The 16316-nt window shown below is 62.8% G+C and carries 14 protein-coding genes; 3 read left to right on the plus strand and 11 right to left on the minus strand.

What is annotated here, in order from left to right:
- Nucleotides 1-335: 335 nt before the first annotated feature.
- From OQE56_RS11155 to OQE56_RS11165, 3 genes are all read right to left on the minus strand, one after another.
- A complete protein-coding gene (locus OQE56_RS11155; protein ID WP_267224366.1) occupies nt 336-1238 on the minus strand; it encodes a hypothetical protein in 903 nt (300 codons plus the stop codon).
- Between the two features lie 165 nt (nt 1239-1403).
- Entirely contained in the window at nt 1404-2042 is a 639-nt protein-coding gene (locus OQE56_RS11160) for a hypothetical protein (protein WP_267224367.1), read from the minus strand.
- 229 nt (nt 2043-2271) lie between these two features.
- On the minus strand, nt 2272-2904 hold the full coding sequence (locus OQE56_RS11165; RefSeq protein ID WP_267224368.1) for a hypothetical protein: 633 nt from the start codon (nt 2902-2904) through the stop codon (nt 2272-2274).
- 95 nt (nt 2905-2999) lie between these two features.
- Between OQE56_RS11165 and OQE56_RS11170 the strand changes: the two genes are divergently transcribed.
- The 3 genes from OQE56_RS11170 to OQE56_RS11180 all read left to right on the plus strand — a co-directional run bounded on the left by OQE56_RS11170 (nt 3000) and on the right by OQE56_RS11180 (nt 4706).
- A complete protein-coding gene (locus tag OQE56_RS11170; RefSeq protein ID WP_267224369.1) occupies nt 3000-3128 on the plus strand; it encodes a hypothetical protein in 129 nt (42 codons plus the stop codon).
- Nucleotides 3129-3249: 121 nt separating this feature from the next.
- Nucleotides 3250-4065, plus strand: coding sequence for an SDR family NAD(P)-dependent oxidoreductase (locus tag OQE56_RS11175; protein WP_267224370.1), 816 nt, complete (start codon nt 3250-3252; stop codon nt 4063-4065).
- A gap of 227 nt (nt 4066-4292) precedes the next feature.
- On the plus strand, nt 4293-4706 hold the full coding sequence (locus tag OQE56_RS11180) for a DoxX family protein (protein WP_267224372.1): 414 nt from the start codon (nt 4293-4295) through the stop codon (nt 4704-4706).
- Between the two features lie 51 nt (nt 4707-4757).
- Here the strand turns inward: OQE56_RS11180 and OQE56_RS11185 are convergent, their stop codons facing one another.
- From OQE56_RS11185 to OQE56_RS11220, 8 genes are all read right to left on the minus strand, one after another.
- Nucleotides 4758-7214 (minus strand): tetratricopeptide repeat protein, encoded by a 2457-nt coding sequence (locus OQE56_RS11185; RefSeq protein WP_267224373.1) that lies wholly within the window; start codon nt 7212-7214, stop codon nt 4758-4760.
- 127 nt (nt 7215-7341) lie between these two features.
- Nucleotides 7342-8676, minus strand: a complete 1335-nt coding sequence (locus OQE56_RS11190; RefSeq protein WP_267224374.1) for a hypothetical protein — start codon at nt 8674-8676, stop codon at nt 7342-7344.
- Nucleotides 8673-10298, minus strand: a complete 1626-nt coding sequence (locus OQE56_RS11195; protein ID WP_267224375.1) for a VWA domain-containing protein — start codon at nt 10296-10298, stop codon at nt 8673-8675. The genes OQE56_RS11190 and OQE56_RS11195 overlap by 4 nt, the downstream gene beginning before the upstream one ends.
- A 3-nt stretch (nt 10299-10301) precedes the next feature.
- A complete protein-coding gene (locus OQE56_RS11200; RefSeq protein ID WP_267224376.1) occupies nt 10302-11324 on the minus strand; it encodes a VWA domain-containing protein in 1023 nt (340 codons plus the stop codon).
- Nucleotides 11311-11814, minus strand: coding sequence for a DUF4381 domain-containing protein (locus OQE56_RS11205; protein ID WP_267224377.1), 504 nt, complete (start codon nt 11812-11814; stop codon nt 11311-11313). Before OQE56_RS11205 ends, OQE56_RS11200 begins: the two co-directional genes overlap by 14 nt.
- A gap of 4 nt (nt 11815-11818) precedes the next feature.
- Nucleotides 11819-12769 carry a DUF58 domain-containing protein gene (locus tag OQE56_RS11210; protein WP_267224379.1) on the minus strand — a complete coding sequence of 317 codons (951 nt, stop codon included), beginning with the start codon at nt 12767-12769 and terminating at the stop codon, nt 11819-11821.
- Between the two features lie 8 nt (nt 12770-12777).
- Nucleotides 12778-13758, minus strand: coding sequence for an AAA family ATPase (locus OQE56_RS11215; protein WP_267224381.1), 981 nt, complete (start codon nt 13756-13758; stop codon nt 12778-12780).
- 31 nt (nt 13759-13789) lie between these two features.
- The gene (locus OQE56_RS11220; protein ID WP_267224383.1) at nt 13790-16270 is read right to left on the minus strand and encodes a fused MFS/spermidine synthase; all 2481 of its coding nucleotides are present in this window, start codon (nt 16268-16270) and stop codon (nt 13790-13792) included.
- Nucleotides 16271-16316 lie beyond the last annotated feature (46 nt).

Below are 16316 nucleotides of genomic sequence, written 5' to 3' on the forward strand. Positions count from 1 at the left end.
AGGGATGTCCTGTCGAAAAACCCCGTAACCCGCCCGCGAACCTTCCGGGCTTCGCCCGGAAGGCGCGCCATCGGGGTGGCCTTTCTCTTGGTTACTTCTCTTTGGCCACGCAAAGAGAAGTGACCCGGCCTCCGGCAGGAGGTCGGAAGCCCGCCGCAGGCGAGCCAGGTCGCCGTATCGCTACGTTACAGCGAAGGAGCAAAGGCACTGGATCCCAGCCTTCGCTGGGATGACGTTGAGGGGAATAAGTTTCGTCGCGAGCACCCAACCCCCTCCCCACAGGGGAGAGGGAACAAAAAGCTGGCAACGCCCAGTTCACAAAACACTTCCCACCATCAATCAAACGTCACCGCCAATCCCAACGACACACCCTGCACATTCTGCCCAAACACATAACGCACCACCGCCCGCGCCCGTGAAATCCACAGCGGGTGATACTTGCTGGTATCCAACTCCAACCCCGTACCCACCGAAGTGAGATGGTTGAAACCCACCACATCCGCGTCCTGCCCAAAATACGAGGTATGCGCAAATTCCAATACATAACGCACCGGTCGCCCGAGGGCATGCCAACCCGTTGGTGCGCGATAACGAGCCCACAAACTGGCGTTCTCATTGCGCGAGCTGCCGGTGACAACACGCGATGAATCGTTGACGCTGTGCAGATAGATGTTGGTGTAACGCAATTCCACATCCACCTCATAGGCTTCCACGTAGTGCTCGTAATCGAGCATCAGCGAACCACCCATGCCCGCCGCGTCCAGATGACCGTGGGCGAGGAAGTCGAGATCAATATTGGTGTGATTGGTAATGTAGAGGCTGCCTATGGAGGCATCGCTTTTGACGCGGCCATAGCTACCGTTGACGATCGGGCGAAGCACCAGATCATGGGTCAGATGAAAATCCCAGCCCACGCCAACCGTGCCAATGACGCTGTTCCAGCGCGTGGGCAGCTCGCGGCTTTCCACGCCATCGGAAGCGATGAAGCGCGGATCGTAACGCGCATAACCCAACGTACCTTCCAGATAGATCGGCACGCTGTCGCTCACTGTGAAACCACCGCCCAGCGACGTGTTGTTGAAAGCAGGATCATTGGTGGCGGCGCTCTTGATGGATAGCGCGCCAGAAGTGACATCCGGCGTTTGTGAGTACCCCATCAGCGCGAGCACACCGTTCGCCCGTTGCTGAAGTCTGCCCTTGACGATAGTGAATACCGGGCCCTGTTGTGCCGAAGCCATGAGCGGACACGCCAGCCAACCCAACGCAACAAAAAACCTCATTGCATGATTCACGCAACACCTTTCGTAAGCCGCATGAGGGGACGTTCGCCGGTTCGATCGGCGAACCATGAGCTATATCGATAAGGATGAGAGGGCCGCGAGGCAGCCCTCCCGTCCAACGGCTCAGCCTTTGGGCTTCGCCTTGGCCTTCGGCGTCACCGTGAGAGCGAGCGCTTCCACGTAGGTGATGACCACCATGTCACCGACTTTGAGTGTCTTGAGCAGTTCCTGACGGGAAGGATCCTTCACGTCGATCACGCGCGAGTGACCGTCGCCACCGGTCAGGGTGATGGTGTTGTTCTTGGTGTCGACCGCAGTGAGCTTGGCGGTGACGGTGACCTCATGGCCAGCTTCGGCTCCGGGTTGTGAACCCTTCGGGGCAGAAGACCGGTTGCTCTGGGCCTCCACGCCCGGCTTGACGCTGTCCGCCGGCATCAATTGCACAGCCACGGCTGCCTGGTAGTGTGCCGTGACTTGATCGCCCGCCTTGATCTGGTCGAAATTCTTCACTTCCGGGCCGGCCTCAACGGTCACTTCATTACCCTTGGGGCCTTTCAGCGTGACAAAGCGGTTTTCGTGATCCACGTTGGTCACGGTGGCGGTGATGGTCTTGTCCTCGCGCATCAGCTCACCAGCAACGCTATGCACTGTTGATGAGGAGGCGGGCGCCTGTGATTGAGCCGACACCGCCACGGGCATCGCAAGAGCAACGGCGATGGCAGCGCCAAGCAGATAGGACGGGGAAAGATGCGACTTGCTCATGATGGGTCTCCTTGGGGTGGTCTTTGCTGAAATCGCCTTTGGCTATCAGCACCATCTACACGTCGAATGTTCTGAAGCCATCCACGACACGCGATCAACAGCGTCTATACATGTCTCACACAGCACCTTCGCTTGAGCCCATGAGGGAATGCTCGCCGGCCCCGTCGGCGAACCATCAGCCATGTGTGCGACGACAGGAGGGACGGCAGCGCCCCTCCTGCCCGGGGGCTTAACCCTTTGCCTTGGTCTTAGGCGTCACTGTGATAGCCAGCGCTTCCACATAGGTGATAACCATCATATCGCCGACTTTGAGCTTCTTCAGATCCGCCTGACGAGCAGGATCCTTCACGTGAATCACGCGCGAGTGACCATCAGCGCCGGTCAAGGTGATCGTGTTGTTCTTGAGGTCAATGGCCGTGAGCTTCGTGGTCACCGTAATCGCATCGCCCTCTTTGACCCCGGGCTTGCTGCCCTGCGGCGCGGTAGCTGCACCACCCTGAACATCGACGCCTGCCTTAACGCTGTCCGCCGGCATCAGTTGTATGGCCACCGCGGCCTGGTAGTGCGCCGTAATCGAATCGCCGGCCTTGAGCTGTGCGAGGTTCTTCACTTCCGGACCCGCCAGAACAGTCTCTTCGTTGCCGTTGGGCCCCTTCAACGTGATGAAGCGGCTTTGCTGATCGACATGGACGACTTTGGCGGTGATCGTCTGATCCTCGCGCACCAACTCGCCCGCGGTGCTGGTCACGGTTGATGCGGCCGCCGGTGCCTGCGACTGAGCCGACGCCGCCATCGGCATGGCATAAGCCATGGCGATCGCGGCGCCAAGCAGGAAGGACGGGGAAATGCGTGACTTGCTCATCATGAGTCTCCTAAGGGTGGTCTTGGCTGAAATCCGGTTGCGGCTGTCAGCACCATCGACACGTCGAATGTGCTGAAGCCCTCCACGATGTTCCGATGAAGATCGGAATCCATCTGCCGGTGGACAGCCAGACGCTCTGTAGGGATGGCGACAACGTGTTTCATGCGGGCATGTTCAACCACGAGACGCTTCGCGACGAGCGTAAAACCACCCAAGTACGCTAGGTAGTTCTACCAAGGGAGCCACGACGGCAATGACAACCGGCCGCGGCGGACGCAAGCTTGTACCCCGGCCCCTTGCGGGGCGCCTTGGCGGGAAGCCGCTCCACCTGCAGGAGACAGCGTCATGTCATTCGCAGAACCCCGCGACACCGTACTCATCACCGGCGCTTCCACCGGCATCGGCGCCACTTACGCCGACCGTCTGGCCCAACGCGGACATCCCCTCATCCTCGTCGCCCGCAACCAGGACCGGTTGCAGGCGCTGGCTCAACGTTTAACCCGTGAATACGGCGTGAAGACAGAAGTGATGATGGCTGACCTTACCCAGTCGCAGGATCGCCTGCGCGTCGAGCGCCGGCTCGGTGACGATCACACCATTGGATGGCTGCTGAACAGCGCCGGCATGGCGGTCGGCACAGCGATCGCCGAGGCGTCGCCGGATACGGCCGAGTCGATGATTCAACTCAACATCGTCGCGCCAACGCGATTGATCGGAGCGATGCTGCCACGGCTATTGGCACGCGGGCGAGGCAGCATCATCAACATCGCGTCCGTGCTTGCGCTGGCGCCGGAGCTGTTCGATGGCGCTTACGGCGCCAGCAAGAGTTACCTGCTCAACTACACGCTGGCATTGCATAAAGAGGCCGGGCATCGCGGCATCCGCGTGCAGGCGGTACTACCAGGCATCACACGCACCGAGATCTGGCAGCACACGGGCGGCACACCTGAAACCATACCGCCCAGCACGATCATGGAAGTGGACGAAATGGTGGATGCCGCGCTGGCGGGTTACGACCAGGGCGAAGTCGTCACGATCCCTTCGCTACCGGATAACGAGGACTGGAACCGCTACGTTGCTGCACGTCAGCGCCTGATGCCCAGCCTGTCGCGTGATCACGCCGCCGATCGCTACAAAAGTGACATCCCCGAAGACGCCTGAGCGCTGCTGTTCTTATCGCCGGGCGACGGGATTTCTCAACGTGATCCTGCGAATAGCAAAGTCGTGCCGTCACACTCCCGTAAGGTAGACGGCCATACCGCCAAAGGATGGAATGCGCCGCCGACCTGCGCCCGCGATATAGTGTGCTCGACGGCGGCCGCCTGGCGGCCGCAGCCGGCGCGGGCTACCCGCCCGCAAGCGTCACGTAGATTCATGGGAGAACGACCATGCGTTATACGTTACTGGAAGGCCGAAAGGACGGCATGCTTCTCCTGGCACGCATATTGTTGATGATCCTGTTCGTGATCTTTGGATGGAGCAAGCTCACGGGGTTCTCTGGTACGGCCAGCTATATGGCGTCCACCGGGTTACCACTACCCACGCTTTCGGCAGCCATCGCCGTGATCATGGAATTTGTGGTGGGCATGGCCATCGTCATTGGTTTCTACACGCGGCCACTGGCACTGGTGCTGGGCTTCTACACACTGGCCGCTGCCATCATCGGCCACCAGTTCTGGAACATGGACGACCCGGAACGCATCGGTGCCATGATCAATTTCTACAAGAATGTGAGCATTGCGGGTGGCTTGCTGTTGCTATGCATCACCGGACCCGGCAAGTATTCGCTGGACCGCAAATAGACGCCGGAACCCGTGATATCACGGGTTCTCGTGGCAAACGGCCCGTCGCGCTTACTTCGGGCCACTCCCTCCCATGCTGCCCAGCAATTGATGTGCCTCATTCGAATTCGGGGCCACCGCCAACAGGCGTTTCGCATAGCTCTGCGCCTGCTCCTGGTGGCCCGCATCGCGCTCCATACTGGCAAGCGTAAACAACAGAGAGGCGTCGTAGGGCGCAGCCTGCAGCGCATCGGAGAGCACCTTTCTGGCTTGCTCGCCCTGCCCTGCGGAATTCAGCGCCACACCGTAGACATAGGCAAACCGGGCGTTGGATGGCTGTGCCTGATGTGCACGAGCCAGCCACGGCAGTGCTTCCGCCTGCTGGTTCTGTCGCACCAATGACAAGCCCTTGGCGTGCAGCAGATTGGCGTTGCCGGGGGCTACCTGCAGACCTTCGTCAATCGCCTTGCCCGCATCATCTTCGCGCTGCTGCGAACGGTACATATCGGCCAGGTTGATATAAGCAGGAATGAAGTCGGGTTGCAGTTTGAGCGCATGACGAAACGACTGTTCCGCCCTGGCGGTCTCGCCACGTTCGGCATAGACCAATCCCAGATCGAAGTGGGATTCAGGCCGATCAGCCACGGCCTCCTGCGCCTGCACGTAAGTGGCGAACGCGCGATCCCGTGCGGCACGCTGGCTGCTATCGAGTTGCGCATCAGGCACGCCGGCCAACGCACGGCCGGCTTTCACACGCACATCCAGCACGGGATCGTCGGCCAACGGCGCGGCCATCGGGCCACGCACGTCGGTGGGGAATCGGGCGAGGGCCTCCAGCGCTGCCGCACGCATCAGCGGATCGGCATCGGCGAGCGCCGCCTGCAGGACAGGCACCGCCGCAGGACTGGCGTAATGTTGCAAGTCGCTCACTGCCGTAGCGCGCGCAATGATGGGCGAGCTCGAATCGCCTGCGAGTGTCGCCAGCAGATTCGCTGCGCCGGGTTTGCCGTGGCGTCCGGCATCCAGCGCTTCCACGAAATGCTGGTAGCCCTTGCGCTCTGGTCCGTGCGCTTTCTCGATGGCGTCAGCGGCCCACTTTGCGCCCTTGTCAGCGTGGCAGTTGGCGCACGCATTGGGCACGCCATAAGCGAGCGTGAGATCCGGACGGGGAACGCGGATCGAATGATCCGGCCGCCCATTGATCACCATGTAGTTCTTCGATGGCATATGACAGGCCACGCATTGCGTGCCGGGACTGCCTTCCTTGTGCATATGGTGTTCGGCCGTGTCGTACACCTTGGGCGTGTGACAGCTCTCGCATAGTGCATTGCCCTGGGCGCGGGTCTTGCCGGTATGCGGCTCGTGGCAGTCGCTACAGGTCACGCCCTTGGCATACATGCGGCTCTGCAGGAACGAGGCGTACACATAGACCTCATCGAGTTGCTGGCCATCCGCGTGATAGCGCCCTTCGGTCAGCAGCACAGGATCATGGGTGTCCATCAGCCGCCCCGTGGGCGCTGTGTCCTTGGCGATAATGCTGCGGCGCGCATGGCAAACCGCGCAGGTTTCCACCTCGCGATGCGAAGCCAACGGCGCGCTGCGTACGGGGCTGCCAGTTACCGGATTGGGAATCCAGTGCGCGCCTTTGCGCTCGTTCAGTGCGATGGTGAGCCCCATGCTGGCATCACCTTGTTTCTTGGCGGTGTCGCCATTGGCCCAGGCGATATGCCTTGAGCCCGGCCCATGGCACGCCTCGCAGGCGACATTGATCTCGCTCCACGTGCTCTTGAACGTATTGGATGCCACATCGTAGTTGCGTTGCACATTCGTCGAATGGCAATCCGAACACATGTAGTTCCAGTTCTGGTTCAGTCGCGTCCAGTGCAAGGTGTCGTGCACGTCGATGTGCTCGCCCGGATACATGTTGAACCAGTGCTGCCCACCTTCCGACGCCGGTCGCGCATCCCACGAGGCACGCAGCGTTTGCAGGCGCCCATCGGGAAAGGCCACCAGGTATTGCTGCAACGGATAAACACCGAAGGTGTACTTCACCTCGAACTCACCGGGCTTGCCGTCCGGCCCGTCGGTCTTGACGAAGTACGCATGGTCGCGCTTGAAGAAACTGGCGGTGGCGCCGTCCTGCTTCAGCGCACCCTCGAAATGCCCTTCGACGGTCTTCTCATCGGCCACCTGCATGGCCAGCGCGTGATGGGACTGTTGCCACGCCTGGGTTTCCTTCGCGTGGCACGAAGCACAGACCTGTGCACCCACATAGTGCGCTGCTGGCAGCGCGGGAGCCGCGGGTGCGGGGTTCAAGGCCACGCTGGTCGGCGTGATCGCACCACCCGGCACAGGCATGCGTGACCACCAGATGCCCACCAGGACAAGTACCAGCACCGCCATGCCCAGCGGCAACCACCACCAATAGCGATGACGAGCGCCCGGTACCGGCGCGGTGGCCGCGGGCGCTACCGGCGCGGCAACCGGTTTGCCAGCGCGCTTGCCGTGGCTCTTCCTGGAACGGCCCATCCCTCTCTCCCCGATACCCATGCTATGTCTGTCGTACATCCCTTCCTGGGATGCTGTGTCTCGCTGTCTCGCGCGGGCATGGTAGCCGCCACGTGCGATGAAGCTGTGAATGTCGCCACGCCGCTGATCATGGCGCCGGGTTCAGCGGAGGCAATGCGGGACGGCGCTGCCATCGCCGCATGCCACGTTTCCAGCGACGCCTGGCGTCCGTGAGCCCATCAACGAGATCCGATGCCAGCCACGTCGAGGCGCCCTGCCCGTACAGCGCATCCTGCAAGGCGTTCCAATGCGCCTGCAGGGAAACATCGCCGTAGCGAACAGCCCAGGCCGCCACGCTGTCCGGGGCACCATCCTCGGCCGCTCGCCGGACCCAGTCATCGACCACGCTGGCCAATACGGCCGCCGATGCGGCGTGGCGCTGTCGGCGGACGGCGCGGAACGCAACCGACTCCGCGTGACGGCGGCGATACCGCCACGCCTTCCATTGATACCAATACCTCAGGCACGCATCGCGGAAATGCCACGCAAGCCACGCCCATATGGCAAGCACGATGACGGCAATACCCGTGTCGCTCGACAGCCATTCGATCAGCCGCGGCATGAAACCGCGCTGCGGCAGCGCAAAGCGCGGCTTGTCCGTGCTTCCCCACCATGCATGAAAATGGACTGCTGGAACCTTGCTTTGGCGCCACTCGCGCGTGCGGCTGTCCATCCAACGCACCGTCACCGGCGGCAGGGTGTAGCGGCCACGATGGTCGATGACATAGCTGGCTGTATCCACGCGACTACCGCCAACGAACCCGCCGTGATTGTCGACGGCATCGCGCGTGACGGGCGACGCCGCATACAACGTGAGCCCGTCAACGGGTGCGAAGACGGTGGGCGGCAACATCATCGCCGGGGCACCTTCGGCGGAAATCTCAACGCGTCGAGTCACCGTGTCACCCACGTGCAGACTGCCGTCTTCCGGCGTCACGGTTTGTGTGACCTTCACTGTGTCGGCGATCAGTCCCTCCGTCACGCCCGCTGGCAAGATCAGGGCCTGTACCTGCAGCGCAAGCGGCGGGGTCTGCACGGCGACCGGAGTGCGTCCTGCACCGATGCGGGCCGTGATCTCGAACGAGGGAATCTCCATCGGCCCCGACATCAGCGGGGTGATGAGATAGGTGCGCGACACACCGGACCAGGTCTGCCCGTCGACCGTCTCCACCAGATGCCCGGGCGTTTCATCGGAAAGCGACAGATAGGCACCGTCCACATGCAACTCAGGTAACACCGGCGCATCGGTAAAGAAATCCGGCGTGAGCATGTCGACGACGATACGCGTAGTTTCGCCCTGCATCAGCGAGCCGGCAGGTTCCTGATGCACGCGTACACGCATGGGTGGCGATGCCGGCGCCGGCTCGTCAGCATGAGCCACGGCGGCGAGTAGCCACAGCAAGCACAACAACCACGCCCTCATGACGAAGGCACCGCTGTGCTCGTGGCGGGTGCAGGTGCAGGGCGCGCCGACTGCCCGGTCTCAATGCTGAACTTGGTACGCAGGAACTCCGCGGGCGACACGCTCAAGTTGCGCATCCACACATCCGCTGGCAATGAGATGGGACGCTTGCCCATCACCGTCTCCTTCTCGTTGCCCTTCTTGCCTTCCTTATCTTCCTTCACCTTGTCGGGCGTGGTGTCTTCGTCCTTGGTTTCAGGCGGCACGTCCGCGCGCTGCTTCATCAGCGTGTCCATCAACCGGAGATTGGCCTCTGCTGCGGGGAACGGATGGCGCATGCGCAACGCCTCGTTGTAGGCGTCCTTGGCTTCCTGGTACTCGAACTGGTGCGCATAGCTGTTGCCAGACATGAACTTCGCATCCGGCCCTGGCAGCGTCTCGAAGATCTTCTGAGCCTCGTCCCAGCGTCCATGCTGGTAAAGCGCCCATGCCTTCCAGGTAGGATTCTGGAAATGCTCGGCGGCGCGGCCGAACTCTCGGTGCTCGTAGTACCAGCGCCCCTGCTGGTCGGGGGTGAAGAACCAGTCGGCCACGTGCCAGTCGGCGGCGGCCGCTGGCGACGGCATGGCACCCAGCCCCACGAAACCGAGCACGAACACCCAACGCACCATCCAGCCGCGCCTGAACCAGAACAGGGCGATGAGTACCAGCGGATAGCACAAGTAGTAGCCGTACTCTTTCCAGTGCACGGACGATTTGTCATTCACGATCTGCAGGTGATGCACGGCCTCGCGCTGCACCCACTGCATATCGTCATTGTTCGTGGTGATGCTCGCCAGCGGAATATGCGCCTGCGATGCGAGCCGTTGAAGTGCCCTGTCGTCGAGCTTTACCACCACGGGGGAACCGTCCGCTTCGGTCTGTTCACCGCCGTTCGGCATGCGCAACGGACCGCCACTGGTCGTGCCCACCGCGAGCATCAGCACTTGTTGCCGCGAATGCTGGCGATGCGCAACGAAGGCCGGAATTTGCGTGTCGTCAAAACCACTGGTGAAAAACACGATGGTGCCGGGGTCGTTCTCCGCGTCGAGCAGCCGGTCGGCCAGCGCCAGCGCAGCCCCCGCATTGAGCCCTCTGGCCGGAAGCAGGTCGGTGCTCAGCGCTGAGAGAAACATCTCCATCAGCGCCGCATCGTCGGTGGGCGGCAACACCATGTGCGCGGTGTTCGTATAGACAATGAGGCCCGTGCGTCCACCCACGCGCAACGCCATCAGGTCACGCACCTTCTGCTTGGCGCGTTCCAGCCGTGTCGGCGAGACGTCCATGGCATTCATCGCAGGCGACAAATCCATGGCCACCATCAAGGGGGCACGGTCCTCGGCAAAGGGCGGCGACTCCAATTCCCACGTGGGACCGGCGCAGGCGATGCTGCCGATGACGATAGCGGCACATACGAAATGGATGGGGCGCGGACGCCAGTGACTGCTATCGCCCACTACCAGATGCGCAAGCAGATGCGGCGCGATCATGCCCTTCCATCGTTGCAGTGGATCGTTGCGCCGCTGCCACCACCACAACAGCAAGGGGCCGAGCGGCAACAGCAGTAACCACAATGGACGAATGAAATGAAAGCCCTGATCCATCGCTCAACCCTCCGACGACTCAGGCGAAAGCGACCCCGTGACCCGCCTGCGCGCGATCGGCGCCCATATGCCGAGCATCAGCAGGTGATAGGCCATCATCAACAGCAGGGCTGCGCCCAACGGCACGTAGTAGAGCTTGATCTTGGGCCGGTAGACCGAATGCTTCACCTTGCTGGGCGTCATACGATCGAGCAAGGCGTAGATGTCGGCCAGTTGCTCGCGGTTCTCGCCGCGGAAATTGCGTCCGCCGGTGGCGGCGGCGATGCGCTTGAGCGCATCCAGATCCACCCGGTTCTCGCCCTTCGCTTCAGGGTCGCCGATGCCGATGGTATGGATGACGATATGGCTGGCCTTGGCGATTTCGGCAGCTTTCTCCGCAGGAATCCGGCCGGCAGTGTCATTGCCATCGGTGAGCAGGATCAGCACGCGCTCACGCTGTTGCGAGTGCTCGGTCATCTTCACGGCAACGCCGATGGCGTCGCCGATGGCGGTCTGCTCTCCCGCCATACCTACGCGCAGTTCGTCCAGCAGTTCGCGCACAGCCACGTGGTCCAGCGTCAATGGCGCCTGCGGAAACGCGTTCGTACCGAACACGATGAGCCCGATACGATCCGTGGTGCGGCGGCTGATGAAGTCATCCACCACCCCTTTCACCGCATCCAGGCGGGACATGCGCTGCCCCTGCGGATCAAGGAAATCCGGCGTGGCCATGGACCCGGACAGATCGATGGCCAGCAGCAGATCGCGTGCGGCCTCGATACGCTCCACCGGTGGCTCGAGCCGCTGCGGACTGGCCAGCGCGAGTACCACCAGCACCCAACACAGCGGCGCCAACACGCGACGCAATCCATTGCCGCGCAGCACAACGGCGCCACGCGCCGGCGTCAATCCCGTTGCCTGTGCGAGCTCGTCGAAGAACGGCACACGGATCGCCCGGGTGCGCTCGCCGAACGGCGGCAGCAGCCACCACACCAGCAAGGGCAGCGGCAGCAGCGTCAACAGCCAGGGATACTCAAGCTGCAACATGGCCGTCGATCCACTGCCGCAGCAAGGTCATGAGCGCCGCAAGCTCGTCGTTGCCGATGGTGCCCTGACCATAGGCCAGCGCATCGAGCTGCCGGCCCGGGCCATGGGTGAAGCCTCCGGCCGGATAGGTGCCGTCGAGGTAATGCAGCCACGTCTCGCCGCTCATCGGCCCCACCTCCCGGCGTGGCGCCCAGGCAAGCACCGTTCGCTTCACCAACGAAGGGATCGCCGTCAACGCCTCCGCCCGCGTAGCGGGATCGGCCACGGCACGCGCGATGGCGGCCAGCTCGACCTGCGCCTCGCGGCGATAGCGATTGCGCCGCCATTTGCGCCATCGGAAGAACGCAAAAGCCAACACGCCCAGCAGAATAATCCCACCGATTACCCACCAGCCCGCGGTCTGCGGCATCCAGGAAACCGGTGGCGGCGCGGCCATCTCCTTGAGATCGGCGATGGATGCCATCTTCGCGGGTTCGGTCAGCCAGAGCATGCGCCTAGCTCCGTATCTGCGCGAAATGACCCAGCATCCGCGCCATCTGCAACAGCGTGGGCTGTTCGGTATCGATGGCCAACACCGGCACGCCACAGCGCTGCACCAGCTCCACCGTCTGCTGCAGGCGCTGATCGAACATGGTGCTCAGCGGCTCGCGAATGGTCCTGCGGCCGAAATCAAGTTCGACCTGCAGCTCGCCCTCGGTGACGACGATCTTGCCGCGATCCGGCATGGCCCGCGCCGAGGGATCGAACACCAACGCGGCGACGACGTCGTTGTGCGACCTCAGCTCGCGGATGAGCTGCAAGGTTTCTTCGTCCGCTCCAAGGAAATCGCTCACGATGAAGACCAGGTAATCGTGAGTGGCCAGATGGAGCGCCACGCGTAGCGCATCATCAAGTTGCGCGGGATTGATGCGTTGAGGGCTGTCTGCGCGCAGCGCCTGGTTGCTGCGCGCCAGCGCGCCCAGCACCGCCTGCACGCTGGCGCGGCTGCGACGGGCACGCAGGCTGTGGATCTCGCTGTCGTCGAACACCACGGCGCCCGCACGGTCACCCGCCTGGAAGGTCATCCACGCACCGAGCGCAGCCACCTCTGCCGCCACGACCGACTTCATCGCACGGCGCGTGCCATAGAACATCGACATGCGCTGGTCCACCACGAACAACGCTGGCCGATCGCGCTCTTCGGTGTACGAACGCACCATCGCATGCCCCACGCGCAGCGACACCTTCCAATCGAGGTGACGAACATCGTCGCCCGGCACGTAGGCGCGTATCTCCTCAAAATTAAGTCCGCGACCGCGCAGGCGCGACGCATGTCGGCCCGCCAGCACACTGTGATGGGGACGGTGCGGCGTGGCCCGCAGGCGACGCGCGTCGTACTCCATGCGTGCCAGATGCGCGGGTGTCACGTAGACCGTGCCGATATCGTTGGCTTGCACCGTGGTCATTCGCCACCTCAGGCCGGCACGGCCACCAGCTCCAGAATCCTGTCGATCACCTGATCGGCACGAATGCCCTCGGCGCTGGCGTCGTAGGAAAGCATGATGCGATGGCGGAGCACGGGGTGGACCATGGCGCGTACGTCTTCCGGTATCACGTGGCCGCGCCCTTCCAGCCACGCGTGGACGCGCGAGGTGCGCTCTAACGCAATACCCCCGCGCGGACTGGAGCCAATTTGTATCCAGGACGCCAGCGTCTTGTCGTACTGGGCCGGACGCCGCGTGGCGTCGACCAAGGCCATGATGTACTGCTCGATGGCTGGGGCGACATGCAGCCCGTGGATCTCGCCTCGTGCCGCAAAGATGCTCGCTGGCTCAATACGCGTCATGGGTCCGCCGGTGGCACTCGGTGAGGCGCCTACCTCTTCGCTGCGCACCAGTTCCAGCACGCCGATTTCGCTGTCCCGGTCCGGGTAGTCGACCAGCACTTTCAACAGGAAGCGGTCCAGCTGCGCTTCCGGCAACGGATACGTGCCTTCCTGCTCGATGGGGTTCTGCGTCGCCATCACGATGAACAGATCAGACATCTTGTGCGTGGTGCCCGCCACGGTGATCTGGCGTTCTTCCATCGCCTCCAGCAGCGCTGCCTGTACCTTGGCCGGCGCGCGATTGATCTCATCCGCCAAAATGACATTGCCGAAGATGGGCCCGGGCTGGAACTGAAAGATGTTCTGCCCGCCCTGTTGGTGCAGCACTTCCGTGCCAGTGATATCCGACGGAAGCAGATCGGGTGTGAACTGAATGCGGCTCATCTTGGTGTCGAGATGTTTCGCCATGCTCTTGACCGCCCGCGTCTTGGCGAGACCCGGCAGGCTCTCCAACAACAGGTGTCCGTTCGCCAACAGGCCGACGATCATCTGACGAATCAGGTCGTGCTGCCCGATGATGGAACCCTCCATCTGCGACTGCAGGGTCGATATAGCCTCTTTGGCGTTCATGTGTCCTCTCAGCTCCGTCGCCCAGCGTGCATTACGGACCGCCGCCGGCAATCCATCGGTAGTACGGGTTCTGGCCATCCGCCTGCATGACGACGCTCATCGCTTCGGACCATTGGTCGCGGTCGCCCTGATAGGCGGCCAGCCCTGAGGCATAGAAGGTGAACAGCACGTCGCGCTGGCGATGCATGGCGTCGATAAGCTCGGCACTTGCCCCATGCAGCGGCGGTTCCGTTCGCAGCGCCACCAGTTCGGGAAGCACGCGCACCAACTCGTTGCGACGCACCCAGGTCGCGTACTCGATGCTCGGATGATCGTCGGTGACAGGCGCCGTGCTTCCTGCATAGCGATCAAGGCCGGCGCGGTCGGTCACCCATGTCGCCAGCAGCGCCGCCGGCGAACTCACACCGACCTCGCCCAGCGCACTGGCAACGGAGGGTTGGTTGAAACGCTGCTCAATGCGCGTCGCGTCGAGGTCGATCGGATCATTCGAACCCACCAGCAGCATTTCGTGCAGTTCAGTCGTCCACAGCGTGGCATGCGGGAAGGCATCGAGGAATGCACGCACCATCGCGCGGGAGTCCTCGTCGTTCTGCGTCGGCAACGGCCACCACTGCGCCAGCACCCCGCCCGGTGCGAGCCGCTTGGCTGCCAGCAGGTAGAAATCGCGGGAATAGAGATTCACTACGCCGGCGGCAGACGGCGGTGGCGGCTCCAGCGTGATCATGTCGTAGGTCTGGTCGCTGGCCAGTAGTTCGCGGCGGCCGTCACGCAAACGGATATCCAGCCCCGGGTCACCGCCCGCGCGATAGTTGCCCTTGAACTGAGCGTGGGCCCGCACCACGGCAGGCAGCAGCTCGGCGCATACGCGCGTGGTGAGCCCCGGATACTGCGACAGCGCACCCGCCGTAATGCCGGTGCCAAAGCCGATCACCAACGCTGAGCGTGGCTCGTTGCGATGAATGATCAGCGGCAACAAGGCCTGCAGCCGCATATAACGCTGAGATGGCAGCGTGTCACCCGAATTGGACACTCCCTGGATATACAAACGGTGGAAGAGATTGTCGCCCTGCCCCTGTGCCAACACGGCAACCGTACCGCCACGGCTTTCTTCATAGAACGTGATATCGCCACCGCGAGCCTGAGCAAGCAGGCTGACTAACTTCTGCGGCGAGGCAAGCAGGGATACCAACACCGCGCAGCCGGCGATGCCAACGACCATCCATCGCCCTCGCCGCTGCGCCGAGGAACTCATGAACACGGCGGCCAGACCGACCACGGATGCTGCCAGCGCCAGCAGTGCGAGCGAGCGCATCAGGCCCAGCACCGGCACCAGCACGAAACCCGTCAGCACCGTGCCCGCGATACCGCCCAGCGTATTGAGGGCCACGGCAAAACCCACGCTGCTTCCGCTATGCTCCGGGCGCGCCGCAAGACGGAGCACGGCCGGAAATGCGGCGCCGAGCAGCAGCGTGGGCAAGAGCACCATCGCCGCAGCGGCCACCGCAAATCGCGCGCACATCGCCGCCAGGCGGCTTCCCGTCAGCGACGTCATCATGTTGGCAGCGCCACTTTGCAACTCGGGCAGCCAGCCGCCCAGCGCGATGACCTGCAGCAATGCCACCAGGCCCGCGAGCGCAATCAGCATGCCGAACGCCGACCAACCGTCGCGCACCTTGTCCGCGTAGCGTGCGTAAATCGCACTGCCAAGCATCAGACCAAGCAAGTACACCGCGAGCATCATGGCGAATGCAAACGCACGCGTGCTCATGAACTGCACCACGGTCTGCGACCAGATCACCTCGTAGCCAAGCGCAATGCCGCCTGCTATCGCATAAAGAGACAACGCCAAGCGTGCGGATCCCTGCGAAGGCGATGTCTCAGACGCCACCGTGGGTGATGATGGCGTGCGATGACTATCCAGCAGCATCGCCACGGCCGCCGCCAGCAAGTTAAGGCCTGCAGCGGCCCATGCTGAGCCCTGCACGCCCAGCCAAGGCAGCAGTACGAATGGGGCCAACAGTACGCCGGTAATTGCGCCCGCCGTGTTGGCTGCGTAGAGGTGGCCGCCCGTCCCTGCCACGCTGTCGCGAGCGCAGGCACGCACCAGCACGGGCAGCGTGCCCCCCATCGCCACGGCCGGCACGCCGACAAGCACAAAAGGCAATAGCCAGGCCACCCAACCCATCTGCTGTTCAAGATGGGCGAACAACGCGGCGCTGTGCGCCAGCGACATTGTCGCTGCGACGGCAAGTAACGCGACAGCACCTTCGAGCCAAGCGTACAGACGCAACGGACGCTGCAGGCGATCCGACACGCGTCCGAACCATGCGCCACCGATGGCCAACCCGGCAAAAAAAGCGCTTACGGCGATCGTTACCGCATAGACCTCGACACCGACCACCAGCGAGAGCTGCTTGATCCACAAAAGCTGATAGACCAACGAAGCCGCGCCGGAGCCAAAGAGCAGCAGCAAAGGCCAGAGGTTCGCGGAGGAAATAACAGGTGCAGCCACAAAGGCCTGTTTTCCAATACGGTGAGGCTTCATGACAGGCATGTAT

Origin of the sequence: Dyella silvae (genome assembly GCF_026421305.1) — a bacterium.
Taxonomy (GTDB): domain Bacteria; phylum Pseudomonadota; class Gammaproteobacteria; order Xanthomonadales; family Rhodanobacteraceae; genus Dyella; species Dyella silvae.